Annotated in this window: 18 protein-coding genes; 8 read left to right on the top strand and 10 right to left on the bottom strand. The window is 62.8% G+C overall.

The window, feature by feature from the left end; translation table 11 throughout:
* Nucleotides 1–3 precede the first annotated feature (3 nt).
* The 3 genes from BFP92_RS28915 (at nucleotide 4) to BFP92_RS28905 (ending at nucleotide 2244) form a co-directional block, all read left to right on the top strand.
* Nucleotides 4–777 (top strand): L-iditol 2-dehydrogenase, encoded by a 774-nt coding sequence (locus BFP92_RS28915; RefSeq protein WP_065932101.1) that lies wholly within the window; start codon nucleotides 4–6, stop codon nucleotides 775–777.
* Nucleotides 778–1012: 235 nt separating this feature from the next.
* The gene (locus BFP92_RS28910; RefSeq protein ID WP_065932100.1) at nucleotides 1013–1660 is read left to right on the top strand and encodes a nicotinamidase; all 648 of its coding nucleotides are present in this window, start codon (nucleotides 1013–1015) and stop codon (nucleotides 1658–1660) included.
* 227 nt (nucleotides 1661–1887) lie between these two features.
* Nucleotides 1888–2244 carry a hypothetical protein gene (locus BFP92_RS28905; protein ID WP_065932099.1) on the top strand — a complete coding sequence of 119 codons (357 nt, stop codon included), beginning with the start codon at nucleotides 1888–1890 and terminating at the stop codon, nucleotides 2242–2244.
* A gap of 39 nt (nucleotides 2245–2283) precedes the next feature.
* Here the strand turns inward: BFP92_RS28905 and BFP92_RS28900 are convergent, their stop codons facing one another.
* Genes BFP92_RS28900 through BFP92_RS28870 form a run of 7 tightly spaced genes read right to left on the bottom strand, consistent with a single transcriptional unit; the run spans nucleotide 2284 to nucleotide 8721 of the window.
* On the bottom strand, nucleotides 2284–3315 hold the full coding sequence (locus BFP92_RS28900) for an ABC transporter substrate-binding protein (RefSeq protein ID WP_058420064.1): 1032 nt from the start codon (nucleotides 3313–3315) through the stop codon (nucleotides 2284–2286).
* Nucleotides 3316–3327: 12 nt separating this feature from the next.
* Nucleotides 3328–4425 carry an NAD(P)/FAD-dependent oxidoreductase gene (locus BFP92_RS28895; RefSeq protein ID WP_065932098.1) on the bottom strand — a complete coding sequence of 366 codons (1098 nt, stop codon included), beginning with the start codon at nucleotides 4423–4425 and terminating at the stop codon, nucleotides 3328–3330.
* On the bottom strand, nucleotides 4422–5765 hold the full coding sequence (locus BFP92_RS28890; RefSeq protein WP_065932097.1) for an FAD/NAD(P)-dependent oxidoreductase: 1344 nt from the start codon (nucleotides 5763–5765) through the stop codon (nucleotides 4422–4424). The genes BFP92_RS28895 and BFP92_RS28890 overlap by 4 nt, the downstream gene beginning before the upstream one ends.
* Nucleotides 5762–6052, bottom strand: a complete 291-nt coding sequence (locus BFP92_RS28885) for a (2Fe-2S)-binding protein (protein WP_065932096.1) — start codon at nucleotides 6050–6052, stop codon at nucleotides 5762–5764. The genes BFP92_RS28890 and BFP92_RS28885 overlap by 4 nt, the downstream gene beginning before the upstream one ends.
* Complete coding sequence (locus BFP92_RS28880) at nucleotides 6052–6846, bottom strand: ABC transporter permease (protein ID WP_065932095.1); 795 nt, start codon at nucleotides 6844–6846, stop codon at nucleotides 6052–6054. Before BFP92_RS28880 ends, BFP92_RS28885 begins: the two co-directional genes overlap by 1 nt.
* Nucleotides 6847–6850: 4 nt before the next feature.
* Nucleotides 6851–7696 carry an ABC transporter permease gene (locus BFP92_RS28875; protein WP_065932094.1) on the bottom strand — a complete coding sequence of 282 codons (846 nt, stop codon included), beginning with the start codon at nucleotides 7694–7696 and terminating at the stop codon, nucleotides 6851–6853.
* Nucleotides 7693–8721: an ABC transporter ATP-binding protein gene (locus BFP92_RS28870; RefSeq protein WP_065932093.1), complete on the bottom strand. Its 1029-nt coding sequence runs from the start codon at nucleotides 8719–8721 to the stop codon at nucleotides 7693–7695. Before BFP92_RS28870 ends, BFP92_RS28875 begins: the two co-directional genes overlap by 4 nt.
* Nucleotides 8722–8963: 242 nt before the next feature.
* On the opposite strand from BFP92_RS28870, the gene BFP92_RS28865 reads away from it, so the two are divergent.
* The 3 genes from BFP92_RS28865 (at nucleotide 8964) to BFP92_RS28855 (ending at nucleotide 11908) form a co-directional block, all read left to right on the top strand.
* Nucleotides 8964–9794, top strand: a complete 831-nt coding sequence (locus BFP92_RS28865; protein WP_065932092.1) for an IclR family transcriptional regulator — start codon at nucleotides 8964–8966, stop codon at nucleotides 9792–9794.
* A gap of 160 nt (nucleotides 9795–9954) precedes the next feature.
* Nucleotides 9955–10527 (top strand): DUF2239 family protein, encoded by a 573-nt coding sequence (locus tag BFP92_RS28860; protein ID WP_065932091.1) that lies wholly within the window; start codon nucleotides 9955–9957, stop codon nucleotides 10525–10527.
* A gap of 25 nt (nucleotides 10528–10552) precedes the next feature.
* Nucleotides 10553–11908: an MATE family efflux transporter gene (locus BFP92_RS28855; protein WP_017139597.1), complete on the top strand. Its 1356-nt coding sequence runs from the start codon at nucleotides 10553–10555 to the stop codon at nucleotides 11906–11908.
* Here BFP92_RS28855 and BFP92_RS28850 read toward each other — a convergent pair.
* Nucleotides 11892–12485 (bottom strand): TetR/AcrR family transcriptional regulator, encoded by a 594-nt coding sequence (locus BFP92_RS28850; protein WP_065932090.1) that lies wholly within the window; start codon nucleotides 12483–12485, stop codon nucleotides 11892–11894. The two genes, BFP92_RS28855 and BFP92_RS28850, sit on opposite strands and share 17 nt — an antisense overlap.
* A gap of 141 nt (nucleotides 12486–12626) precedes the next feature.
* On the opposite strand from BFP92_RS28850, the gene BFP92_RS28845 reads away from it, so the two are divergent.
* Nucleotides 12627–13832, top strand: coding sequence for an MFS transporter (locus BFP92_RS28845; protein WP_065932089.1), 1206 nt, complete (start codon nucleotides 12627–12629; stop codon nucleotides 13830–13832).
* On the opposite strand, the gene BFP92_RS28840 is transcribed toward BFP92_RS28845, so the two are convergent.
* Both BFP92_RS28840 and BFP92_RS28835 read right to left on the bottom strand, forming a co-directional pair.
* Entirely contained in the window at nucleotides 13799–14164 is a 366-nt protein-coding gene (locus BFP92_RS28840) for a type II toxin-antitoxin system HicB family antitoxin (RefSeq protein WP_056859316.1), read from the bottom strand. The genes BFP92_RS28845 and BFP92_RS28840 overlap by 34 nt on opposite strands.
* Nucleotides 14149–14412: a type II toxin-antitoxin system HicA family toxin gene (locus tag BFP92_RS28835; RefSeq protein WP_065932088.1), complete on the bottom strand. Its 264-nt coding sequence runs from the start codon at nucleotides 14410–14412 to the stop codon at nucleotides 14149–14151. Before BFP92_RS28835 ends, BFP92_RS28840 begins: the two co-directional genes overlap by 16 nt.
* A 209-nt stretch (nucleotides 14413–14621) precedes the next feature.
* Between BFP92_RS28835 and BFP92_RS28830 the strand changes: the two genes are divergently transcribed.
* Nucleotides 14622–24751: non-ribosomal peptide synthetase (locus tag BFP92_RS28830; RefSeq protein ID WP_083221816.1), on the top strand; the 10130-nt coding region annotated here is incomplete at its 3' end.

The raw sequence follows: 24751 nt of genomic DNA, 5'->3' as shown, positions 1-24751 counted from the left end.
TTTATGAACCGACTCGAAGGTAAAAGCGCGCTGATCACCGGATCGGCGCGCGGTATCGGCCGCGCCTTTGCCCAGGCCTATATCGCTGAAGGCGCAACGGTCGCCATTGCCGATATCAACCTGCAACGCGCCCAGGCCACCGCCGCCGAACTGGGGCCACAGGCTTACGCAGTTGCGATGGATGTCACGGATCAAGCCTCTATCGACGCCGCGATTACGGCCGTGGTGGCCCATGCCGGCAAGCTCGATATCCTGATCAACAACGCTGCACTGTTCGACTTGGCACCCATCGTCGACATCACCCGCGACAGCTTTGAGCGGCTGTTCTCGATCAACGTCGCCGGCACGTTATTTACCTTGCAGGCAGCGGCCCGCCAGATGATCAGCCAGGGCCACGGTGGCAAGATCATCAACATGGCCAGCCAGGCCGGGCGGCGGGGCGAGCCATTGGTGGCGGTGTATTGCGCGACCAAGGCGGCGGTGATCAGCCTCACGCAGTCGGCGGGTTTGAACCTGATCAAGCAGGGCATCAACGTTAACGCGATCGCGCCGGGCGTGGTCGACGGCGAGCATTGGGATGGCGTGGATGCGCTGTTTGCCAGGCATGAAGGGCTGGCGCCTGGCGAGAAGAAGCAGCGGGTTGGCGCCGAGGTGCCGTTCGGGCGCATGGGCACGGCTGAGGATCTGACCGGCATGGCGATCTTCCTGGCCTCTAAAGATGCCGATTACGTGGTGGCCCAGACCTACAACGTCGACGGCGGCAACTGGATGAATTGAGCCAGGCACTGAGCAAAATGTGGGAGCGGGCTTGCTCGCGAAAGCGGTGTGTCAGTCAATGCATTCAGCAACTGACACACCGCATTCGCGAGCAAGCCCGCTCCCACATTGGATCTCCATAAGGCTTGAATGTGAGGTCAGTTGGCAACGCCGTGTTCAAAAAAGTAAACAAAGTGTTTGTGGAGGTAGCCGTACCTCATGTCTACTTTTACCTGCACCTCACAGGAGTGCCGCCATGACCCTTTTGAAAACCGCCATTGCCTCATTCGACGTCGACCCCCAAAAGAGTTTCACGCCGTTGTGCCCCAATGAACTGCCGGTGGCCGGCGGCGATCAGATCGGTGCCGAACTCAACTTCATGGCCGGTCTTGCCGGTTATCGTGTCGGCAGCAAAGACGCCCATACCCCGCACGCCCCGTGGGTGGTCACGCAGCCAGGCGACATGTTGAAACCCACCGGCCTTGAGCATGCCGACCTCACCTGGCTCAGTCATTGTGTGCCGGGCACTGAAGGCTTCACCTTGCTCGACGAATTGCCCACGCCGTATGACTACGACTACTTCATCTGGAAGGGCGTCGAGCCCGACCTGCATCCTTATGGCGCCTGTTACCACGACCTGCACGACAAGCTGTCCACCGGGGTTATCGAGTACCTCAAGGCCCAGGGCGTGCGCCGCGTGATCGTGGGGGGCCTGGCCCTGGACTTTTGCGTCAAGACCACGGCCATGCAATTGCTCAGGGCCGGCCTGGAAGTGGTGCTGCACCTGCCGGCGTGCCGAGGCATCAGCGAGGCGGGCGGTGCGGCGGCGGTAACGGACTTGCGTAATGCCGGTGCAGCGATCAGCCGTAGCCGCGAAGAACTCGCCGCGATGGCGTCGCGTTAAGGCGCATAGCTATCACCCCATATCTGCTTGCCTGTGGGAGCCGATGATGTGCGGCTAGACCGGTAACGTTGCGCGCAAAAAAACGAGAAGCGTCCTACATCACTCATTGGGGGTTACTGATTACCCTCACGCTTTTGCACGAGCGGCCTTGACTGGCCGGGGAGCGCTGTAGCGTGAGGGAGTCAACTGCAAACCGTCTTGCCCGGTGCCTGCCTGAATTTCTGCTTATGGTCGTTGTAAGCCTGCTTTCAGGCGGCGCCGCTGGTTTCCTGGCGAGCACCACCTATTTGCGCCGCCTTGGCCCGGCGATGCAAACCGGATGTAGCGTTGCGCTGTGGTTGGGCTTGATGATTTTGTCCGGCCTTGGCCATTGGATGCTGGCACGCGGGCGCGTTGCTTCCACTGGATGGCAGACGGGCTATTTTGTCCTCTGCTTGATAGTGGTGACCCCGACCATTCAATACCGGCCGCACGCGCTGGCTTACCTGTTGGGGGTTGCGTTTCCACTGCTGGGAATACTTCTGCTAAACACTTACCGCTATCACGACATGCGACTGAAACTGGCAAACATTCGCTGCCCGTAGCTCCCGCGCAGTCGCGCGGGAGCACGCCACGCCTGCCCGCTACCGCTCGATCGAGCGGCTCCACCGCGCATTCCACTCCGGCCGCGCCTGGTTGACCTGGTCCCAATCAATCGAAATCGCTGTCTGCAAATAGCCTTGCATGGCCTCCACCCGTGCGCGGGTTTTGTCGGTGGTCGGCGTGGTCGGGTTCGACGGGATCTGGTCACCTTCTTCCAGCGCCGGCGCCTGGGCCTCTGCCGTCAGCAAGAAGGCCGCGAGTTTCTGCGCCAGCTCCGGCTGGTCATTCCGCGCAATGACACACTCGGCCACGTTGAGCACCACTGCGCCTTCCTTGGGCTGGGCGTATTCCATCGGGATGCCGAGCAATTGCTGGGTGGTGACCTGGGTGGGTGTGAGGGGGAAGATCGCGGCTTCGTCGGTCTGCACCATCTCGGAGATTTTCGCGGAACTGGCGATGTATTCCAGCACGTTGGGGCCGATGGTTTTTGGCCAGGCCTTGAAGCCCGGCTCCACGTTGGTCTCGGAGCCGCCCTGGATGCGGTTGAACATCAAGAAGCCGTGCAGGCCAAAGGTGGAGGAAGCGAGGGACTGGAATACCACCTTGTCCTTGAAGCGCGGGTCGGCGAGGTCCATCCACGAGGTGGGCGCTGCCCAGCCTTTTTCCTTGAACATCTTGGCGTTGTAGCCCAGGCCCGTGACGCCCAGGGTCACGGCGACCGCTTCTTCCTTGATTTTCGCCTTGGCCGGGATCTGGTCCAGGGTCGGGTTGGGGGTGAGCTTGTCGCACAGGCCCATGGAAATGGCGCGGTACATAATGCCGTCGTCGAGGAACATCACGTGCATCTGCGGGTTGTCTTTGTTGGCCTGGACCTTGGCGAGGATGTCCGACGAGGTGCCGGGCACGATCACCACCTTGACGTTATTAGCCTTCTCGAACGCGGGCAGCACCTTGTCGGCGTACACCCGTTCCATAGTGCCGCCGTTCATGCCCAGGTACAGCGTCGGCGCGGCATGGGCGGTGGCGGTGAGCAAGGCGAGGGGCAAGCAGGACAGTGCGATACGTGGGTTCATGGGTTTTTCCTCTCAGGCTTGGAAACGACGAATGGAAAACGCTTCGATGGGTTGGCGGCTGGCGCCTGTGCAGACGATCTCTGCCAGGGCTTCACCGACGGCGGGGCCGAGCTGGAACCCGGCGCCGGCAAAGCCGAAACCGTGGAGCAGGCCAGGTTGGGTGCTGCTGGGGCCGATCACCGGTTCATGATCGGGTAAGTAACCTTCGGTGCCGCTCCAGGTACGAATCGCCTGGGCACCCTTGAGAAACGGGTACAGCTCACCGGCATTGCGCAGAATCTCCAATACCGCCGCTTGCCCAGGGCGCGCCGTCAGCGGGCCAAGGGCAAAACCACGGCCGCCGCCGAGGATGCAATTGCCACGGGCGACTTGGCGCGCATAAATCCCGCCGCCTTCAACGCCGGTGCTCACGTTCATCACCACCGGCAGCGGCTCGGTGACCAGCATCGCCGGGTGCGCCGAAGTGATCGGCACCGGCTCGCCAAATTGCGCGGCGAGCGTCCCGGCCCAGGCCCCCGCGCAGTTCAGCAACCACGGCGCTTGCAGGTGCAGGCCATTGGCGCAGCGCACCCGGAAGCACTGGCCGTCATGTTCGATCTGAGTCACTTCGGCCTGCTCGTGCACCGCCGCGCCAAGACGCTGCGCCGCACGGGCGAAAGCAGGCGACACCAAACGCGGGTTGGCATGCCCGTCTTCGGGGCACAGCGAGGCGCCCACCGCGATGTCGCCCACCCACGGGAAGCGTGCGCGCAGCTCGTTGTAGTCCAGCAATTGCAAGCCCAGGCCAAACCCACGGGTCTGTTCGGCATAGGCTTGCAGCGCGGCGAAATCCCCATGGCTGCGCGCCAGTTTCAAATGCCCGGAGCGCACGTACTCGCCGTCGATGCCGATCAACCCCGGCAAGTCGGCCCACAGTTCATGAGCCCGTTGTGAGAGTGGCAGTTGGTGCAAGGGGCGGCCTTGGCGGCGCACGCCGCCGTAATTCACGCCGCTGGAGTGCGAGCCACAAAAGTCCCGCTCCACCAGGGCCACACGCTGGCCTTGGTGCGCGAGCATCAAGGCCGCCGACGCGCCGACGATACCGCCGCCCAACACGATCACGTCGATCATGGCTGCACCTCTACACCAAACGGCAGCGGCTTGATCGGCGCCTGGCCACGCAAACGGCCAACCTCGTGTATGGCGCGACCGCTGCGCTCGGCCACAACCTCTGCTGCCGCCAGCCCACACATGCGGCCCTGGCAGCGGCCCATGCCGACCCGGCAATGGGCTTTGACCCGGTTGATTTCCCAGTGGCCCTCATCGACGACGGCGCGTACATCGCCGACGCTGACTTCTTCGCAGCGGCACAGGATTAACGCATCCGGCGCCTGTGCGGCCCATTGCTCAGGGAAAGGGAACGCGGTTTCCAGGCCATGGCGAAAGCGCTGGATACCCGCCAGTTGTTGCTCAAGCAGCGCTGGGCGAAGCGGATCGATGGCGACGCCTGAATCTTCCAGGACCGCTAACGCCGCCCGTTCACCGGCCATTTGCGCGGCATCGGCGCCCATGATCCCGGCCCCGTCGCCCGCCAGGTACACGCCGCTGACGCTGCTGCGCCCGGCACTGTCGCGTTGTGGCAGCCAGGCGCGGTTCAAAGGGTTCCAGGCAAACTCACAGCCGAGCAAATCCGCCAGTTGGGTCTCGCTGCGCAGCGCATGGGCGAACGCCACGGCATCGCATTCCAGCACCCGCTTGCCCCAGCGAATGCCACGCACCCGTTGCTCGCCGTCGATCTGCTGGAGCGTCGCACCCTGGTGCACGGGAACCCCATGGGCGGTGAGCCAGGCACGGTAATAAATGCCTTTGGCCAGGGTCGCCGGTTGCCCCAGCAGCGCCGGCAAAGCACGGCACTGGGCACTCAATGGCGCGCTGTCGAGCACCGCCACCACCTTGGCCCCGGCCTTGGCATATTGGTAGGCGACCAGATACAGCAACGGCCCACTGCCACACAACGCCACGCGCTCACCGATGGCACAGCCCTGATATTTCAACGCGATTTGTGCAGCGCCAAGGCTGTAGACGCCGGGCAAGGTCCAGCCCGGCACCGGCAGAATGCGGTCGGTGGCGCCGGTGGCGACGATAATCCGGGCGTACTCCACGCTTTCGGCGTGGCCGTTATTCAACATGTCCAGGCGACCGTCCTCGGCATTCCACACCAGGGTTTCGGGCCGGTAGTCGATCAGCGGCGCCAACTCATCCAGTGTGCGGTGCACGGCCGTCGCCTTGCCCGCCTCAAAGCCATACAGCTGCCTGGGCGAGCGCTGAAAATTGGCCGGTTGACGCCGATAGATCTGCCCGCCGCCGCGCAGGCTTTCATCCACCAGGCAAGGCTTGATGCCATGGTCGAGCAAGGTGCGCGCCGCGCTGATGCCCGCCGGGCCTGCGCCGACAATCACGATCGGTTTCATGCCTGACGCCCCGGATCGCGGCTGATCGCCTGGCCCTCTTCCAACAGCGTTGAGCAAGCCCGCACACGGCGGCCATCTTCCAGCCGCACCCAGCAGTCCTGGCACGCGCCCATCAGGCAGAAACCGGCACGGCGTTCGGCGCTGAAATCGCTGCCGCGCAGGTGTTCGGCGCAGGTCAATATGGCGGTGAGCAACGTGTCGCCCAGCAAGCCGCTGGCCGGTTGACCATCAAGGGTAAAGGCCAGGGCAGGGCGGCGGGTTTCGGCCAAACGTTTGAACAAGGCCATCAATGTTTCCCCACCAGTACGCGGTCCAGGCCATACACCCGGTCGAGCAGGATCATGGTGGCTGCGGTGAGTGCAATGACCAGCGCCGACACCGCCGCCATCATCGGGTCGATGGACTCGGTGGCGTACACATACATGCGCACCGGCAGGGTTTGCGTGGCTGGCGAGCTGACAAAAATAGACAGTGTCACTTCATCGAAACTGTTGATGAACGCCAGCAACCAGCCGCCGGCCACACCCGGCAAAATCATCGGTAAGGTGATTTGACGGAACAGCGTGAAGCGCCCGGCACCGAGGGATTCGGCGGCTTGCTCGGCACTGCGATCAATACCAATGGCCGCCGCCAACACCAGGCGCAGCACATACGGTGTGATGATCACCACGTGCGCCAGCATCAGCCAGGTGAAGCTGCCATTGACGCCCATCAGCGCAAACAGACGCAGCATCGCCACGCCCAGCACCAGGTGCGGAATGATGATGGGCGACAGGAACAACGCGCTGAAAAAGTTGCGCCCCGGGAACTGATAGCGGCTGATCGCCAGGGCGGCGGGCACTGCAATCAGGGTCGCCAGGGTGGCGGCGGTAAACGCCAGGATCAGGCTGTTGTAGAACGCCTGGATAAAGTCGGCACGCTCGAACACTGCACGAAACCAGCGCAGCGAGAAGCCCGAGGTGGGCAGGCTCAGCGTGTTTTCCGGCGTGAAGGCCACCAGGCACACCACCACCAGCGGCGCCATCATGAACAGCACCACCAAACCATGGAAACCGAGAGCCAAAGGACCGTTTCTGGACATGCGCTTAAACCCCCAGGGACTTTTTGTAGCGGCCTTCGACCATGCGGTTCCAGCTCAGCATGATCAGTAAGTTGACCAACAGCAGCACCACCGCAATGGTCGCGCCCATGGGCCAGTTGAGTTCCGAGAGGTACTGGTCGTAGACCACGGTGGCGACCATTTTCAGGCGGCGCCCGCCGAGCAGGCCGGGTATCGCAAACGAACTGGCGGCCAGGCCGAACACGATCAAGGTGCCGGACAGCACGCCGGGCATCACTTGCGGCAACACGATCTTGCGCATCACCGTGGCCTGGCTGGCGCCCAGTGACAGCGCCGCCTGTTCCGCCGACGGGTCGAGCTTTTGCAGCGAGGTCCACACCGGGATGATCATGAACGGCAGCATTACGTGCACCAGTGCGATCACCACCGCGAACGGCGTGTACAACAGTTTCACCGGGCGCCCGCCGAGGAACTGAATCACCTGGTTGACCAGCCCGTCGGCACCCAGCAACAAGCTCCAGCCGAAGGCGCGCACCACCACCGAAATCAGCAGCGGCGTGAGGATCAAAATCAAAAAGATCGAGCGCCACGGGGTGCCCATGCGGCTGAGGATGTAGGCTTCCGGTACGCCGATCACTACACACAGCAGAGTCACCAGCGCGCTGATCCAGAAGGTGCGCCAGAAGATTTCGTAGAAGTACGCATCGCTGAACAGCGACAGGTAATGGGCAAAGGTCCACTCATCGGCCTTCACGCCCACCTGGTAGTCGAACACGTTGAACGACAGCACCAGGGTCATCAACAGCGGCAGGATCAGCAGGCCGCTAAACAGCAGCAGCGCCGGCAGCGACAACAGATAACCACGGCTCATGGGTGCACCTCATCCGCCGTCAGCACGCGCAGTAACTCGGCGTGCCAGTCCAGGCCCACCGCCGCGCCGCAACCGAGCGGTGCGCTGCCGTCGTTGCTGCGTACCACGGTGATTTCGCCCAGAGCCGTTTGGACGCGGTAGAGCCATTGGCTGCCGAAGAAATAACGGTCGAGGACCTTGCCTTGCAGGCGGCCTGCACCTGCATCCACCAGCTGGATTTTTTCCGGGCGCAGGCTCAGTACCAGTGGGCCGTCGCCGCCGGTATGACGCACTTGGGGAGTGCCGAATTCGTCGTAGTCACCGGCCAGCAAGTTGGCCTTGCCGACAAAGTCCGAGATAAACCGCGTACGTGGGTGTTCGTAGAGCTTGTAGGGCGCGTCGATCTGGGTCACGCGCCCGGCCTGCATCACCACCACGCGGTCGCTGATCGACAGGGCTTCGGCCTGATCGTGGGTGACCATCAAGGTGGTGATGCCCACGGCGCACTGAATACGGCGGATTTCAAACTGCATTTCTTCGCGCAGGTTGGCATCGAGATTGGACAGCGGCTCATCCAGCAGCAACACCGGCGGCTCGATCACCAGCGCACGCGCCAGGGCCACACGCTGGCGCTGGCCGCCGGACAATTCACGCGGATAGCGTTCGGCGTGTGGGGCCAGGCGCACCAGTTCCAACACGGTTTTGACTTTGCTGGCGATCTCGCCGGCCGGCACTTTGCGCATCTTCAGGCCGAAGGCCACGTTGTCGCGCACGCTCATGTGCGGGAACAGCGCGTAACTCTGGAACACCACGCCCAAGCCACGGCTGGCGGGTTTGGCGTGGGTGATGTCGCGGCCGTCGAGCAGGATCTGCCCGCCGCTCACGTCGACAAAGCCTGCGATCATTTGCAGGGTGGTGGTCTTGCCGCAGCCCGAAGGGCCGAGCAGGGAAACGAACTCGCCCTTTTCCACCGCAAGGTCGGTGGCGACCACTGCGTCGACGGCGCCGTAGCGTTTGCTCAAGGCGTTGAGTTGGAGAAAAGCCATGTCTGCGTTCCACCTTTTTTGAGTCGCGTCGAAACGCGCTTTTTTGTTTTGGGCAGATGCGAAAAGAGTGTTGCGGGTGCGTTGGCGCTCGATCTCAAGTCGGCTGCCGGTTGTTGTTCATTTCGCCCCTGTGGACGCAGATTAGGACGAAGACTAGGATGGGCGGAAGATGGAATTTCACTGAACGGACTATTATTTTCAGTTTTATTCACTCACCAGAATTTATATCGAGATTACGTGTTATGGATTCCACTGAGCGGAATGAAGGCGCTAAGGAAGTCGGTGCGGGGAGCGTGTCTCGATTGTTCGCGTTGCTGCGCACCTTGGGCGAAGTGCCCGAAGGCGGCGAGCGCGTGACCCAGCTCGCGCAGCAGGTCGGCCTGTCGCAGCCCACTACGCACCGCCTGCTGCGCAGCCTGATGGACGAAGGCATGGTTGAGCAGGATGGGCGCAGCAAGCGCTACCGCCTGAGCCTGGAGTTCTTCGCCCTGGCGGCCAACGCCGGCAAGACCGGCAACCTGCGCGACCTGGTGCGCCCGAGCATGTTGCGCCTGAGTGCGTCATTGGGCGATTCGCTGTTTCTGCTGGCGCGCAGCGGCTTTGATGCGATCTGCCTGGACCGCAGCGAAGGGCCGTATCCGATTCGCACCTTCACTGGCGATATTGGTGGGCGTGTGGCGCTCGGCGTGGGGCAGGGCAGTCTGGCCATCCTGGCGTTTTTGCCGGAGGAAGAGCGTGAGACGGTGATCCGCTACAACCTGCCACGCCTCAAGGATTTTCACCTGTATGACGAAGTGCTGCTGCGCTCCGAGGTCGAGAATGTGCGGCGCCTGGGTTATGCGGCGCGCAATACCGGTGTGCTCGAAGGCATGGCCGGGTTGGCGGTGCCGATTCTGAATCGGGATGGGCATGCGGTGGCGGCGTTGAGTGTGGCGACCATCAGTGACCGCTTGGGGCCAAGCCGGTTGCCGATGGTGGTGGAGTTGCTCAAGCGCGAAGCGGCAGCGATCGGGCCTCGGATCAATCCGTTTGATCCGACGTTGCGTCGGCCGTCGCAGACTTTTGGTGGTTAGCCGGTCTCAGCCACGATGCAAGTCCGCTCCCACAGGTCAGGTTGCAGCTAACGCGACAGGTGCGTGGCCGCGCCGACGGTTTTTGCCGCATCGGCTTGCGGATTATCAAAATACAATTAATATGATCCGGGTAAAACAAATAAAATCCGGGTAATAACCGATGCCTATTCAAAATACAGCAGTTTGCACTGCCTTTGTCCGTCACCAGCGCGTGGCAACCGGCTCCTATTCCCAGGTGGCCGAAGCGCTGGCGAGCCTTGACCTGCCCACCGGCAGCTTCCTGGTCTTCGACGATGCCACCGGCACCCAGGTCGACTACCCTTGGCCTGCCGGCTACGCGCCGGATCAACCGGTGCCGATCAAGCTCAATGAAGATCCACCCGCAGCGCCTGCGGTCGGGCGCCCCAAGCTGGGCGTGGTTGCGCGGGAAGTCACCCTGCTGCCGCGCCACTGGGAATGGCTGGCCCAACAACGTGGCGGCGCGTCGGCGGCATTACGTCGGTTGGTGGATGAAGCGCGCAATGTTCATGCTGCCCGTGATCAAATGCGCCAGGCCAAAGAAGCCAGCTATCGTTTCATGAGCGCCCTCGGCGGCGACCTGCCAGGGTTTGAAGACGCGTCACGGGCGCTGTTTGCCCAGGACGCTGCCGACTTTTCCCTAAAAATCGCGCATTGGCCGGTGGACGTACAGACGTACCTGGCCTGGCTGTCACGCAATGCCTTCACCGCATAACAATAATCCAGAGATTCAAACCAGTATGGACGTCACCCCAAAGCGGCCGTTGTGGCAGATCTACCTGATGTTTCTGGCACCCATGGTGCTGTCCAACTTCCTGCAAAGCTTTTCCGGCACCCTTAACGGCATCTATGTCGGGCAGATGCTCGGCACCCAGGCGCTGGCGGCGGTGTCGGGGATGTTCCCCATCGTGTTTTTCTTTATTGCGTTGGTGATCGGCCTGGGGGCGGGCGCTTCGGTGTTGATCGGGCAAGCCTGGGGCGCGCAGGAAACCGCGATGGTCAAGGTGATTACCGGCGCGACCCTGACGCTTGGCGCGCTGGTGGGCTTGATCGCGGCAGTGCTGGGCAGCCTGTTCGCGCGCCCGGCGTTGCAGGCGTTGGGTACCCCAATCGATGTACTCGACGACGCGGTGGGTTATGCCCAAATGATGATGCTGATCATGCCGCTGCTGTTGGTGTTCATCCTCTACACCCAACTATTGCGAGGCGTCAGCGATACGGTTTCGCCGTTGCTGGCGTTGATGGTCTCGACGCTGGTCGGCCTGCTGCTGACCCCGGCGCTGATTCGTGGCTGGATCGGCTTGCCGCCCATGGGCATTCAGAGTGCGGTGTATGCGGGCTTGGTGGGCAACGCGGCGGCCATGCTGTTTCTGATTTTGCGCCTGCGCCATAAAAACCATGTGATGGCGCCGGACCGTGAACTGCTCGCGGCCTTGCGCCTGGACCGGGCGATCCTCGGCAAGGTCCTGCGTATCGGCTTGCCAACCGGTTTGCAGATGGTGGTGTTGTCGCTGTCGGAGTTGGTGATTCTGGCGCTGGTCAACGGGCATGGCTCACAAGCTACGGCGGCCTATGGCGCGGTGACGCAGATCGTCAATTACGTGCAGTTCCCGGCGCTGTCGATTGCGATCACGGCCTCGATCCTCGGTGCCCAGGCGATCGGGGCCGGGCGCCTGGAGCGTATCGGGCCGATCCTGCGCACCGGGCTTGTGATCAACCTGTGCCTGACCGGTGGCTTGATCCTGTTGGGTTACCTGTTGTCCCACTGGTTGCTGGGCTTGTTTATCACCGACGACGCGGCACGGCTCAATGCCGAGCACCTGCTGCATATCATGCTGTGGAGCATCCTGGTGTTCGGGTTCCAGGCGGTGATCGGCGGGATCATGCGCGCCAGCGGCGTGGTGTTGATGCCGGTGGCGATTTCGATCTTCTGTGTGCTGTGCGTTGAGCTGCCGATGGCGTACCTGTTCAACGCGCACTTCGGCCTGGAAGGCGTGTGGATGGCGTTTCCGGTGACCTACCTGGCGATGCTGGTGCTGCAGACCGCCTATTACCGGTTGGTGTGGCGCCACAAGCAGATCAAACGGCTGGTGTGACGGCTTGCTTCAAGCCTTGCAGTAACAGTTCCAGCGCCTGCAAACCTTCTTGCAGGCGCAGGTTTGGTTGCTCGTCACGGGCGATCCACAGGGCCGCGTTGACCAGGCTGCCATTGATCAACTGGGCCAGCGCGACGCTGGGGGCTTGCTGGATGACACCGGCCTGCATCATCGCCTCCAGCAGCTGGCGCAGGGATTCCACGCACTGTTGCTCAGAGCCCGTATCACCGAGTACGGCTGGCGCATCCTGCAACACGATGCGTTGAATCTCGCCATCCTGGGCCATGCGCAAATAGGCGCGGCAGCGTTCACAAAAGCCGCTCCAGGGTTCCTGCGCCTGGTCGCTGATGCCTTGCAGGTGGGCGTCCATCTCCGCGTCGAGCTCGGCGACCACCGCCGCCAGTAAACCTTTCTTGTCGCCGAAGTGGTGGTACAACGCACCGCGGGTGAGGCCGGCGCGGGCGGTAAAATCATCCATCGAGGTGTTGGCGTAGCCCTGTGTGGCGAAGGCTTGGCGAGCGCTGGCGATCAGCCGGGCGCGGGTGGCGTCGATCATTTCGGTACGGGCTCGGCTCATGGGTAAGGCTCGCATTAGCTCAGTGAGTGATTGACATACGCTGCGTATGTTACGCATGATTTGTCACATACGCACCGTATGTATTTTGCCTTGATACCTGCAAATCGCAAGTTTCAAGGGTTGAGGAAGAGGTTAAGCAGGATGGCAAATCCCTACGCCGAGTTATTCCAAGCCCCAGGCAGCCGGGCGTTCGTACTGGCGGGCATGCTTGCGCGCATGCCGATTTCGATGACCGGTATCGGCCTGATCACCATGCTCTCGCAAGTGCATGGCGGTTATGGCCTGGCAGGCTCGGTGGCGGCGGTGTTTGCCCTGGCGACGGCATTCTGCGCGCCGCAGGTGTCCCGCCTGGTGGACCGCTATGGCCAAGGCCGGGTGCTGCCGATTGCGGCGCTGATCGGCGGCGGAGCGTTGGTGCTGTTGTTGCTGTGCACTCGTTTGCAGGCGCCAGCCTGGACACTGTTTGTGTGCGCCGCACTGGCCGGTTGCATGCCGAACATGTCGGCCATGGTGCGGGCGCGCTGGACCGAGCTGTACCGTGGCCAGCCCAGGCTGCAAACCGCATTCGCTTTGGAGTCGGTGCTTGATGAGGTGTGTTTCATTATCGGCCCGCCGATCTCGGTAGGCCTGAGCGTGGTGCTGTTCCCGGAAGCGGGGCCTTTGGTGGCGACGGTGCTGTTGGCGGTTGGCGTCACCACCTTTGTGCTGCAGCGTGCGACAGAGCCGCCGGTGCATGCGCAGCAAGACCACCACGGCCGCTGGTTGATCGCTTCACCGTCGGTATTGATCCTGATGATCCTGCTGCTTGCCATGGGCGTGATCGTGGGTGTGGTGGATGTGGTCAGCGTGGCCTTCGCCCAACACCAGGGCCAACCGGCGGCGGCCAGTATCGTGCTGTCGGTGTATGCCATCGGGTCGTGCCTGGCGGGTTTGGCCTTTGGCATGCTCAAGCTCAAGGCGCCGTTGCCTCGGCAATTTCTGTTCTGCGGCGTGGCCACGGCGCTGACCACATTGCCGCTACTGCTGGTGACCAATATCCCTGGTCTGGCGGCGGCGATCTTTATCTCCGGGCTGTTCTTTGCCCCAACCCTGATCGTATCCATGGCCCTGGTGGAGCAGGTGGTGCCGCCCAGCCGCCTGACCGAAGGCATGACCTGGCTGATCACCGGCCTGAGTATCGGTGTGGCCATTGGCGCGGCCAGCTCCGGTTGGATGATCGACCACTTCGGTGCTGCCAGCGGGTTCTGGGTGGCATTGGTGGCGGGCGCGGTGGTGTTGGGCTCGGCGGTGTTTGGGTATCGGCGCTTGGGCGCTCAGCCGAGCGTTGGTACAGGTTCTGCGCAGTGATGCTGCAAAAACTCATTCAACGCCTGCCGCGTCAGGTCATTGAGCGTGACTTTCTTGCGCGTCGCCGCCAGGGCCGCCGCCAAATGCAGGTCGTGGCCGACGCGTACGTTGAATGAACCCTTGCAAGGTTTCTCCGGGGTTTGCCCCAGTGCCTGGCAGGTCACGAGGTAGTCATCCACCGCCTCGCGGAACGCCGCGTCCAGCTCGGCGACGGTTTTGCCTTCGTAGCTCACCAGTGCCTTGATGAACAGCACTTTGCCGAACAGGCAGTTGTCTTCGAGGCTGGCTTCGATAGAGCCGATGTAGCCCTGGTGTTTCAGTTGGTTGTCCACTGAATCAGTTCTCCTGATTTCAATTGTTCGATGATCTGGCGCCGAATGTAGTGTTTCAGTTCGTTGCCGGGGTGAGGCCTGTGCAAGGTGATCATTGCACTGGGGTTGCCGATATCGAATTTTACCCGGCTTCCAGCCCCTTCAATCTGTCTGTAGCCAAACTGGTGCAGCAGCGTTACCAGCTCAGGCCAGGTAAAAGCCATGTGCTCATTGAGCAGTTTGGCGAGCAGCTTTTCATTTTTGGACACGGCGTTCCCTGCGTGTAACTAAATGTAGTTGCAAAAAGTGGTGTTCGTCAATGCTAGCCCGAGTTGGCGAGGCTTGGCTGAGATTGATGTAACCCTTGATGACACCGCGCTTCACGCCGCTTACGCCCCGCTAATTTTTCCTTGTCCGGTTCGTTTTATAGGGACGACGTGCCTTTGTGCTTCCTGCCTATTGTTCCGGACTCCAAGAAATGAATGCTGAAGACTCCTTGAAACTTGCTCGCCGGTTTATCGGGTTGCCCCTGGAAAAACGCCAGGTTTTCCTGCAAGCCCTGCAGAAAGAAGGCGTGGACTTTTCCCGGTTTCCGATTCCGGCAGGTGTGGACGTGGAGGATCGCCAGGCGCTGTCCTACGCGCAGCAGCGCATGTGGTTTCTGTGGCAACTGGACCCGGCCAGTGGCGCCTACAACTTGCCCGGCGCCGTTAGGTTAAAAGGCGCCCTCAGCCTGCGCGCACTGGAGCAGGCATTCGCAAGCCTGGTGGCACGTCATGAAACACTGCGCACGGTCTTCCAGCGCCAGGCCGACGATCGCTTGCTGCAAGTTGCCATCGAGCCTTCGGTTGCCGTCGAGCATCTGGACTTCAGTGCGTTGGCCTTTGATGAGCGCGAGCAGGCCGTCAACCAAGCGGCGACCCGGCAATCACTGCTGCCATTCGATCTGGAAAACGGCCCGCTGCTGCGCGTGCAATTGCTCAAGCTGGACGTGCAGGAGCATGTGCTGCTGCTGACCCTGCACCACATCGTCTCCGACGGCTGGTCGATGAATGTGCTGATCGACGAGTTCATCCGCTGCTACGACGCCCACGAACGCCACGAAACGCCGCAATTGCCGGCGCTGCCGATCCAGTACGGCGACTATGCCCTGTGGCAGCGGCGTTGGCTGGAAGCGGGGGAGCAGGCGCGCCAGCTTGAATACTGGCAGGCACGTCTGGGTGATGAGCATCCGGTCCTGGAACTGCCCACCGATCGCCCGCGCCCGGCCATGCCCAGCTACCAGGGCACCCGGCATAATTTCGCCATCGATTCAGGCCTCGCCGCGCAACTGCGCAGTTGTGCGCAAAAGCACAACGTCACCCTGTTCATGTTGCTGCTGGGCGCTTTCAACGTGTTGTTGCATCGCTACACGGGGCAGGGCGATATCCGCGTCGGTGTGCCGATCGCCAATCGCAATCGCGGCGAAGTCGAAGGGTTGATTGGTTTCTTCGTCAACACCCAGGTGCTACGCACCGAGTTGACCGGGCAAACCCGTGTCGCCGAGTTGCTGCAAGGCATCAAGGAGCATGCGTTGGGCGCCCAGGCCCATCAGGAACTGCCGTTCGAACGCCTGGTGGAAGCCCTCAAGGTCGAGCGCAGCCTGAGCCATACACCGCTGTTTCAGGTGATGTACAACCACCAGCCGGTGGTGGCGGACATTGCCTCGGTGAGCACCGCTTCCGGCCTGGAATTGGCGCTGGTGGAATGGCAAGGCCGTACCACCCAGTTTGACCTGACCCTGGACACCTATGAAAAGTCCGGCACCTTGCATGCCGCGTTCACCTTCGCCAACGACCTGTTTGACGCGCCCTCTATAACGCGCATGGCCCAGCACTGGGTCAGCCTGCTGCACGCGATGGTGGCCGGCGACGAACACCGCATCGGTGAGTTGCCGATGCTGGCCGCCGAGGAGCAGCAAGTGCTGCTTCGCGCATGGAACCAGACGGCCCAGGCGTACCCGACCGAGCAAGGTGTGCATCGGCTCATTGAGGAGCACGTGCGGCGCACCCCGGATGCTCCGGCGCTGGTGTTTGGTGCGACCACCTTGAGCTATGCCCAGCTAGACGCCCGCGCCAACCAGTTGGCCCATGCCTTGCGCGAGCAGGGCGTTGGCCCCGACGTGCTGGTGGGTATCTGTGTCGAGCGTTCGGTCGAGATGGTGGTGGGTTTGCTGGCGATCCTCAAGGCCGGCGGCGCCTACGTGCCGTTGGACCCGGAATACCCCCAGGAACGCCTCGCCTACATGATCCAAGACAGCGGCATCCAGCTGTTGCTCAGCCAACAGAGCCTGCAGGCTTTGCTGCCGATTAATGGCGTGCAAGTGATCGTTCTCGACCAGGCGCCGGGTTGGCTGGACGGCTATAGCAGCGAATCACCGGCCGTGGCCATCCAGGCGCTCAATCTGGCCTACGTGATTTACACCTCCGGTTCCACCGGCAAACCCAAGGGCGCCGGCAACAGCCATCGGGCGTTGGTCAACCGCTTGTGCTGGATGCAGCAGGCTTACGGCCTGGACGCCAGCGATGCGGTCTTGCAGAAAACCCCGTTCAGCTTCGACGTGTCGGTGTGGGAGTTTTTCTGGCCATTGATGACCGGCGCTCGGCTGGTGGTCGCCGCCCCTGGCGAACATCGCGAGCCGGCGCGGCTGATCGAGACCATCGGCCGCCACGCCATCACCACCTTGCACTTCGTGCCGTCGATGCTCCAGGCGTTTATCCATGAGCCGGGCGTGGGTGCCTGCACGAACCTAAAACGCATTGTGTGCAGCGGCGAAGCCTTGCCATTGGATGCGCAGTTGCAGGTGTTCGCCAAACTGCCAGCGGCGGGTTTGTTCAACCTCTACGGCCCCACCGAAGCCGCCATCGACGTTACCCACTGGACATGCGTGGACGAAGGCGCCGACAGCGTGCCCATCGGCCGCCCAATTGCCAACCTGGCCACCTATGTGCTCGACGCCCAGCTCAACCCGGTGCCCGCCGGTGTCTCTGGCGAGTTGTACCTGGGCGGTGTCGGCCTTGCGCGCAGTTATCACCGCCGTCCCGGCTTGACCGCCGAGCGCTTTGTGCCCAGCCCGTTTATTGGCGGCGAGCGCCTCTACCGCACCGGCGACCGCGTGCGCCAGCGTACCAATGGCGTGATCGAGTACCTCGGCCGCCTCGACCATCAGGTCAAGCTGCGCGGTTTGCGTATCGAGCTGGGCGAAATCGAAACCCGGCTGATGCAACACCCGCAGGTGCGCGAAGCCGTGGTACTGGTGCAGGGCGGCAAACAGCTGGTTGCCTATCTGGTTAACGAAGGTGAAGAGCCGACCGACCTCAAGGTCTGGCTGCTCAGCAGCCTGCCGGAATACATGGTGCCCACGCATTTCGTCACCCTGGCCAAACTGCCGGTCACCGCCAACGGCAAGCTCGACCGCAAGGCGCTGCCGTTGCCGGATACTGCACCGCAACAAGCCTTTGTCGCGCCCGAAAGCGAACTGCAAAAGGCCCTGGCAGCGATCTGGAGCGATGTGCTCGGCGCTCCGCAGGTCGGTCTGGACGACAACTTCTTTGAGCTGGGTGGCGATTCGATTATCTCTATCCAAGTGGTCAGCCGCGCCCGCCAGGCGGGGATTCGCCTCAGCCCGCGTGACCTGTTCCAGTACCAGAGCGTGCGCAGCCTGGCGCTGGTGGCGAGCTTTGAACAGGCGACGGTGATCGATCAAGGCCCGGTCAGCGGCGAGGTGATCCTCACGCCCGTGCAACACAGCTTTTTCGAGCAGATGATCCCGGCGCGCCAGCATTGGAACCAGTCGCTGTTGTTGGCCCCGCGTGAAGCCCTGGAGCCCGCGCGCCTGGACGCAGCCTTGACCCGCTTGATCAACCACCATGACGCCCTGCGCCTGCGTTTTGTGCAACAGGCAGACGGTTGGCAACAGGCCCACGCCGAGCCGGTGGCAAGCGCTTCAGTGTGGCAGGCGCAGGTCGCTGACGAGGCTGAGCTGGCCGCACTTTGCGACGAGGCACACCGCAGCCTCGACCTTGAACAGGGTCCGCTGCTGCGCGCGGTACTGGTTTGGATGGCAGACGGCGCCCAGCGCCTGCTGCTGGTGGTGCATCACCTGGTGGTCGATGGCGTGTCGTGGCGCATCCTGCTAGAAGACCTGCAACAGGCTTACCGCAACGCGGCGTTGCCGGCCAAGACCAGTGCCTACCAAGACTGGGCGCAGCAGTTGCAGGCCCATGCGCTGACGCTGGGCAACCAACTGCCGTACTGGCAGGCCCAGACCGCGAGCGCCGACCTGCCCTGCGACAACCCCCAGGGCGGCCTGCAGAATCGCCTGGGCAGCAAGCTCGAAATCCGCTTGAGCGCCGAACACACCCGTCAACTGCTGCAAGACGCCCCGGCGGCCTACCGCACCCAGGTCAATGACCTGCTGCTCACCGCGCTGGCGCGCGTCGTCAGCCGCTGGAGCGAGCAGCCTGCCGCACTGATCCAACTGGAAGGCCATGGCCGTGAAGACCTGTTCGACACGCTCGACCTTAGCCGCACCGTCGGCTGGTTCACCAGCCTGTTCCCGGTGCGCCTGCAAGCCGATGGCGAGCTGTCGGCCGCCATCAAGTCGGTCAAGGAGCAACTGCGCGCCGTGCCGCACAAAGGCATTGGCTACGGCCTGCTGCGTTACCTCGGTACGCCTGACGCCCGTGAAGCCCTCTCGAACCTGACCGCGCCACGCATCACGTTCAACTACCTGGGGCAGTTCGACCGCCAGTTCAACGAGTCAGCGTTGTTCGTGCCTGCCGCCCAGGGCAGTGGGCAGGCTCAGGACCCGCAGGCGCCGCTGGCCAACTGGCTGACGGTGGAGGGCCAGGTGTACGGCGGTGAATTGGCCCTGCAGTGGGGGTTCAGCCGCGAGATGTTCGAGGTCGCGACTGTCCAGCGCCTGGCGGATGATTTCCAGCAGGAACTGCTGGCACTGATTGCCCATTGCGTCGATCCGAAACAGGGCGGCCTGACACCGGCCGACGTGACCCTGGCGCACTTGACCCAACCCCAGCTTGACGAGCTGGCACTGCCGGCAAGGGACGTGCAGGACCTGTACCCGCTGTCGCCGATGCAACAGGGCATGTTGTTTCACAGCCTCTACCAACAGGGCGAGGACGACATTTACGTCAGCCAGCTGCGCGCCGACGTGCATGGCCTGGACGTGGCAGTATTCCAACGCGCCTGGGCGCAAGTGCTGGCACGGCATGACATGTTGCGTACCGGGTTTGTCTGGCAGGACGACCAGGGCCAGGCCCTGCAAGTGGTGTATCGCCAGGTCAGCTTGCCGTTCACCGAATTCGACTGGCGTGGGCGTCAGGAGCTTCCCGCCGCCCTGGATAGCCTGGCCGCCGAGCACCATCGCGAAGGCTTTGAGTTGGCGCGTCCACCGTTGCTGCGGGTGGCGTTGGTCCGTACGGCTGAAGACCGCTGGCACTTGATCTACACCAGCCATCACATCCTGATGGATGGCTGGAGCAATGCACTGGTGCTCAATGAAGTGCTGCAAGCCTGCAAGGGCCAGGCGTTGGCGCCGGTGGGCGCGGGCTTTTCCCAGCATATCGCCTGGTTGCAACGGCAGGATCCGGCGTTGGGCGAGGCCTTTTGGCGCCAGCGCCTGGCGCAGTTGGACGAGCCGACGCACCTGGCGCGCAGTGTGCCCAAAAGCCCGGCGCAGAGTGCGGGTGAATACGGTGAGGTCCTTTGTGAGTGGGATGCTAGCCAGACTCAGCGCCTTTCGGCCTTCGCCCGTGCGCACCAAGTGACCCTCAACACCCTGGTGCAATCGGCGTGGCTGTTGCTGCTGCAACGCTACACCGGCCAGTCCAGCGTCGCCTGTGGGGTGACGGTGTCCGGGCGCCCGGCGCAGCTGGCGAATGTCGAGCAGCAAGTCGGCCTGTTCATCAACACCTTGCCGCTGATTGCCGCTGCCAGCCCGGCGCAAAGCGTCAGCGATTGGGTGCGCTGCGTACAGGCACTGAACCTGGAAATGCGCGAGCATGAACACACGCCGCTGTTTGATATCCAGCGCTGGGCGGGTTCGGCCGGTGAGGCGTTATTCGACACGCTGGTGGTGTTCGAAAACTTCCCGGTGGCCAAGACGCTGGAGCAGTCGGGCGAGGGCGGTTTGCGCTTCAGTGGCGTCAGTCATCAGGAGCGCACCAACTACCCGTTGACACTGACCGTGCACGGCGGCGAGCGCCTGAGCCTGCACCTGGAATACCTGCGTGCGGAGTTTGCGGCCGACACCGTGCAGCACATCGGCACCTACTTGCAGGGCTTGCTGCAGCAATTTATCCAGGCGCCCGAGCAAGCTGTGGGCGCCATTCCGTTGCTGTTGGGCCCTGAATACACCCGCGTGCTGCAAGACTGGAACCCGCGCAGTGTTGCTCAACCGGCCAGGGCAAGCGTATTGCAGCGCTTCGAACAACAGGCCGCGTTGCACCCGCAAAACATCGCGCTGATCCTGAATCAGCAGCGTATGACCTACGCCGACCTCAACCTGCGCGCCAACCGCCTGGCCCATCGTCTGATCGCGTTGGGCGTCAGCGCCGACACCCTGGTGGGTGTGGCGGTGGACCGCTCCCTGGAAATGATCGTCGGCTTGCTGGCGGTGCTCAAGGCCGGCGGCGCTTATGTGCCGCTGGACCCGAAATACCCGGCCGAGCGCCTGCAATGCATGATCGAGGACAGTGGTCTGCAATTATTGCTGACCCAGCAGCCGTTGGTGGAGCATCTGCCGATCAGCGCAAACCTGACGCTTGTGTGCCTGGAGTCTGGCGCAGACTGGTTGGCCGACTACAGCGCTGAAAACCCCGAGTCGAGGGCGCAGCCGGCCAACCTGGCCTACGTGATGTTCACCTCCGGCTCCACCGGCAGGCCAAAAGGCGTGGGCATCGACCTGGCGTCCCTGGCCCGGCATGTGGAGGTGTTCACCGAACTGTTTGCGCTGCAAGCCCATGACCGCGTGCTGCAATTTGGCACCTTCAACTTCGACGGTTTTGTCGAGCAGCTCTACCCGGCGTTGTGCTGCGGTGCGGCGGTGGTGGTGCGCGGTGGCGAACTGTGGGACAGCGACACCTTCTACCAGCAGCTGATTGAACACGATATTTCCGTGGTCGACCTGACCACGGCCTATTGGCTGGCTCTGGTGCGCGACTTTGCAGACCTGGGCCCACGTGATTACGGGCGCCTGCGCCAACTGCACATTGGCGGCGAAGCCATGCCGCCTGAAGGGCTGAATGCCTGGCGCGCAGCGGGCTTGCAGCAGGTGCGACTGCTCAACACCTACGGGCCTACCGAAGCCACGGTGACCGCCACTGCCCTGGACTGCGCCGCGTATGTCGAGGGCCGTGAAGCCTTGCCGTCGATGATGCCGATTGGCCGCGTGCTGGATGGCCGGGCCATTTACCTGCTGGATGCCAACCTCAACCCGGTGCCGGTAGGTGTCGCGGGCGAGCTGGTGATCGGCGGGCCGTTGTTGGCGCGGGGTTATTTCAAACGTGCGGACCTGACGGCCCACCGCTTCATTCCCGATCCCTTCTGCGCTGACGGCGTCGGCCGTTTGTACCGCACCGGTGACCTGGCACGTTATCGCGCCGATGGGATGATCGAGTACGTGGGGCGAATCGACCATCAGGTCAAGGTGCGAGGTTTCCGTATCGAGTTGGGTGAAATCGAAGCGCGCTTGCTGGCGCAGGCCAGTGTGCGCGAGGCGCTGGTGATCGCGGCGGACAACCAGTTGGTCGGCTACATCGTGGCCAACCAGTCGTTGTCCGACACCGAGCAGGCTCAATTGCGCACGCAGCTCAAGGCCGCGTTGCGCCAAGAGCTGCCGGACTACATGGTTCCGGCGCATCTGCTGGTGCTGGAGCGCCTGCCACTGAGCCCCAACGGCAAGCTGGACCGTGCCGCGCTGCCCAAGCCGGATATCAGCCAAGCCCAGATCGATTGGGTGGCACCGGTCACCGAGACCGAGCAACGCGTCGCGGCTATCTGGGCCCAGGTGCTGGGCGCCGAACGGGTCGGGCTCAACGATCACTTCTTCGAGATGGGCGGGCATTCGTTGCTCGCCACGCAAGTGGTGTCCCGCTTGCGCCATGGCCTGGGTCTCGAAGTTGCACTGCGCACGCTGTTTGAGCAACCCGTGCTGGGCGACTTTGTTAACACTCTGACGGGGGGCAACAATCTGGCCGCGCTCAGCGCTTCGGCGCCGGCGATGGTGGCGGCGGATCGCGATCAGCCGTTGTTGCTGTCCTATGCCCAGGAACGGCAGTGGTTCCTCTGGCAACTGGACCCGCACAGCTCGGCCTATCACGTGCCCAGTGCGCTGCGCTTGAAAGGTCCGCTGGACCGCAGCGCCCTGCAACGTGCCTTCGATACCCTGGTGGCGCGCCACGACAGCCTGCGCACGCATTTTAAGCAAGAGGCCGACCGCACGGTGCAAGTGGTCAGCCCGCAGGCGCGGATCGAACTCGTGTCGCAGCTCACCGACCAGGCACAGCTTAAATCCACGGTGCAGGCGCTGGTGGCGCAACCGTTCGATCTGCGCCAGGGGCCGCTGATGCGTGTGAGCCTCTTGTGCCTGGCGCAAGACGAGCATGTGTTGGTCCTGGTGCAACATCACATCATCTCCGACGGCTGGTCGATGCAAGTACTGGTCGACGAACTGGTGCAGCTCTATGCGACCTACAACCAGGGCCAGGCCCTGCAATTGCCGGCGATGCCGATCCAGTACGCCGACTACGCAAAATGGCAGCGTGACTGGATGGAAGCCGGTGAAAAGGCGCGCCAGCTTGACTACTGGCGCGAACTGCTCGGCGGCGAGCAACCGGTGCTGGAGTTGCCTTTTGATCAACAGCGCCCTGCGGTACCGTCCCATCGCGGGGCGCGTTTGTATATTGGGTTGCCGACCTCGCTGCTCGATAGCCTCAAGTTGTTGGCCCAGCGCGAAGGTGTGACGCTGTTCATGCTGTTGCTGGCCTCCTACCACGCGTTGTTGCATCGCTACAGCGGCCAGCGTGACATCCGTGTCGGCGTGCCGATCGCCAATCGCAACCGTGTTGAAACCGAACGGCTGATCGGCTTCTTCGTCAATACTCAGGTGCTCAAGGCCGAGATCGACGCGCAAACCACCGTTGCCCAGTTGCTGCAGCAGGTCAAGCAGCGCGCCCTGGAAGCCCAGGCCCATCAGGATCTGCCGTTCGAGCAACTGGTGGAGGCCCTGCAACCTGAGCGCAGCCTCAGCTTGAGCCCGTTGTTCCAGGTGGCGTTCAACCACCACATCAGCCAGGCCGGCGAGCATTTACAGCGCCTGGCGCAGTTGGACATGAGCCCGGTGACTTGGGACGAAACGGCTGCACATTTCGACCTTACCCTGGATATCGAGGAATCCCGTGACCAGTTGAGTGCGTCCCTGAGCTATGCGACCGACCTGTTCGATGCCTCGACCATTGAACGCATGGCTCGTCACTGGCAAAACCTGTTGCAGGCGATGGTTGCCGATCAGCAGCAGCCCATCAGCCAGTTGAAGCTGCTCAGCCAGGATGAGCAACAGCACATCCTGCAACTGTGGAACCAGACCGACGCCGGCTTCTCGGCCGAGCGTCTGGTGCATGAGCTGTTCGCCGATCGCGCCCGGGAAAACCCGAATGCGGTTGCGGTCAAGTTTGATGCGCAAACCCTGACGTATGGCGAGCTGGACCGCCAGGCCAACCGCCTGGCCCATGCGCTGATCGCCCGTGGCGTCGGCCCGGAAGTGCGCGTGGCGATTGCCATGCCGCGCAGTGCGCAAATCATGGTGGCGTTCCTCGCCGTGATGAAAGCTGGCGGCGTGTATGTACCGCTGGACATCGAATACCCGCGTGACCGCCTGCTGTACATGATGCAAGACAGCCGCGCCAGGTTGCTGCTCAGCCACACCAGCGCCTTGCCGCAATTGCCGCTCGCCGAAGGGCTGGAAGCCCTGGCCATTGACCGCACCGAAGACTGGACGGGCCACAGCGACACGGCACCAAGCGTCAATCTGGACGGCGACAACCTCGCCTACGTGATCTACACCTCCGGCTCCACCGGCATGCCCAAAGGCGTGGCGGTTTCCCACGGCCCGCTGGTGGCGCACATCATCGCCACGGGCGAGCGCTACGAAACCGGCCCGGCCGACTGCGAATTGCACTTCATGTCCTTCGCCTTCGATGGTTCCCACGAAGGCTGGATGCACCCGCTGATCAACGGCGCCAGCGTGCTGATCCGCGATGACAGCCTGTGGCTGCCGGAGTACACCTACGCGCAAATGCACCGTCACAACGTAACCATGGCCGTGTTCCCACCGGTGTACCTGCAACAACTGGCCGAGCATGCCGAACGCGACGGCAACCCGCCTAAAGTGCGCGTGTACTGCTTCGGTGGCGATGCCGTGGCACAGGCCAGCTACGACCTGGCCTGGCGCGCACTGAAACCGACGTATCTGTTCAACGGCTACGGCCCGACCGAAACCGTGGTCACACCGCTGCTGTGGAAAGCCCGTCGCGGCGACCCCTGCGGCGC

The organism is Pseudomonas sp. 58 R 3 (assembly GCF_900006605.1).
Lineage (GTDB): Bacteria > Pseudomonadota > Gammaproteobacteria > Pseudomonadales > Pseudomonadaceae > Aquipseudomonas > Aquipseudomonas salomonii.
Note: the sequence above shows the minus strand (reverse complement) of the source record. Positions and strands in the feature narration are given on the sequence as shown.

What these genes read in the sequence shown, in the direction of transcription:
- BFP92_RS28915 (WP_065932101.1), top strand. Translation starts at nt 4, where the DNA reads ATGAACCGACTCGAAGGTAAAAGCGCGCTGATCACCGGATCGGCGCGC.
- BFP92_RS28910 (WP_065932100.1), top strand. Translation starts at nt 1,013, where the DNA reads ATGACCCTTTTGAAAACCGCCATTGCCTCATTCGACGTCGACCCCCAA.
- BFP92_RS28905 (WP_065932099.1), top strand. Translation starts at nt 1,888, where the DNA reads ATGGTCGTTGTAAGCCTGCTTTCAGGCGGCGCCGCTGGTTTCCTGGCG.
- BFP92_RS28900 (WP_058420064.1), bottom strand. Translation starts at nt 3,315, where the DNA reads ATGAACCCACGTATCGCACTGTCCTGCTTGCCCCTCGCCTTGCTCACC.
- BFP92_RS28895 (WP_065932098.1), bottom strand. Translation starts at nt 4,425, where the DNA reads ATGATCGACGTGATCGTGTTGGGCGGCGGTATCGTCGGCGCGTCGGCG.
- BFP92_RS28890 (WP_065932097.1), bottom strand. Translation starts at nt 5,765, where the DNA reads ATGAAACCGATCGTGATTGTCGGCGCAGGCCCGGCGGGCATCAGCGCG.
- BFP92_RS28885 (WP_065932096.1), bottom strand. Translation starts at nt 6,052, where the DNA reads ATGGCCTTGTTCAAACGTTTGGCCGAAACCCGCCGCCCTGCCCTGGCC.
- BFP92_RS28880 (WP_065932095.1), bottom strand. Translation starts at nt 6,846, where the DNA reads ATGTCCAGAAACGGTCCTTTGGCTCTCGGTTTCCATGGTTTGGTGGTG.
- BFP92_RS28875 (WP_065932094.1), bottom strand. Translation starts at nt 7,696, where the DNA reads ATGAGCCGTGGTTATCTGTTGTCGCTGCCGGCGCTGCTGCTGTTTAGC.
- BFP92_RS28870 (WP_065932093.1), bottom strand. Translation starts at nt 8,721, where the DNA reads ATGGCTTTTCTCCAACTCAACGCCTTGAGCAAACGCTACGGCGCCGTC.
- BFP92_RS28865 (WP_065932092.1), top strand. Translation starts at nt 8,964, where the DNA reads ATGGATTCCACTGAGCGGAATGAAGGCGCTAAGGAAGTCGGTGCGGGG.
- BFP92_RS28860 (WP_065932091.1), top strand. Translation starts at nt 9,955, where the DNA reads ATGCCTATTCAAAATACAGCAGTTTGCACTGCCTTTGTCCGTCACCAG.
- BFP92_RS28855 (WP_017139597.1), top strand. Translation starts at nt 10,553, where the DNA reads ATGGACGTCACCCCAAAGCGGCCGTTGTGGCAGATCTACCTGATGTTT.
- BFP92_RS28850 (WP_065932090.1), bottom strand. Translation starts at nt 12,485, where the DNA reads ATGAGCCGAGCCCGTACCGAAATGATCGACGCCACCCGCGCCCGGCTG.
- BFP92_RS28845 (WP_065932089.1), top strand. Translation starts at nt 12,627, where the DNA reads ATGGCAAATCCCTACGCCGAGTTATTCCAAGCCCCAGGCAGCCGGGCG.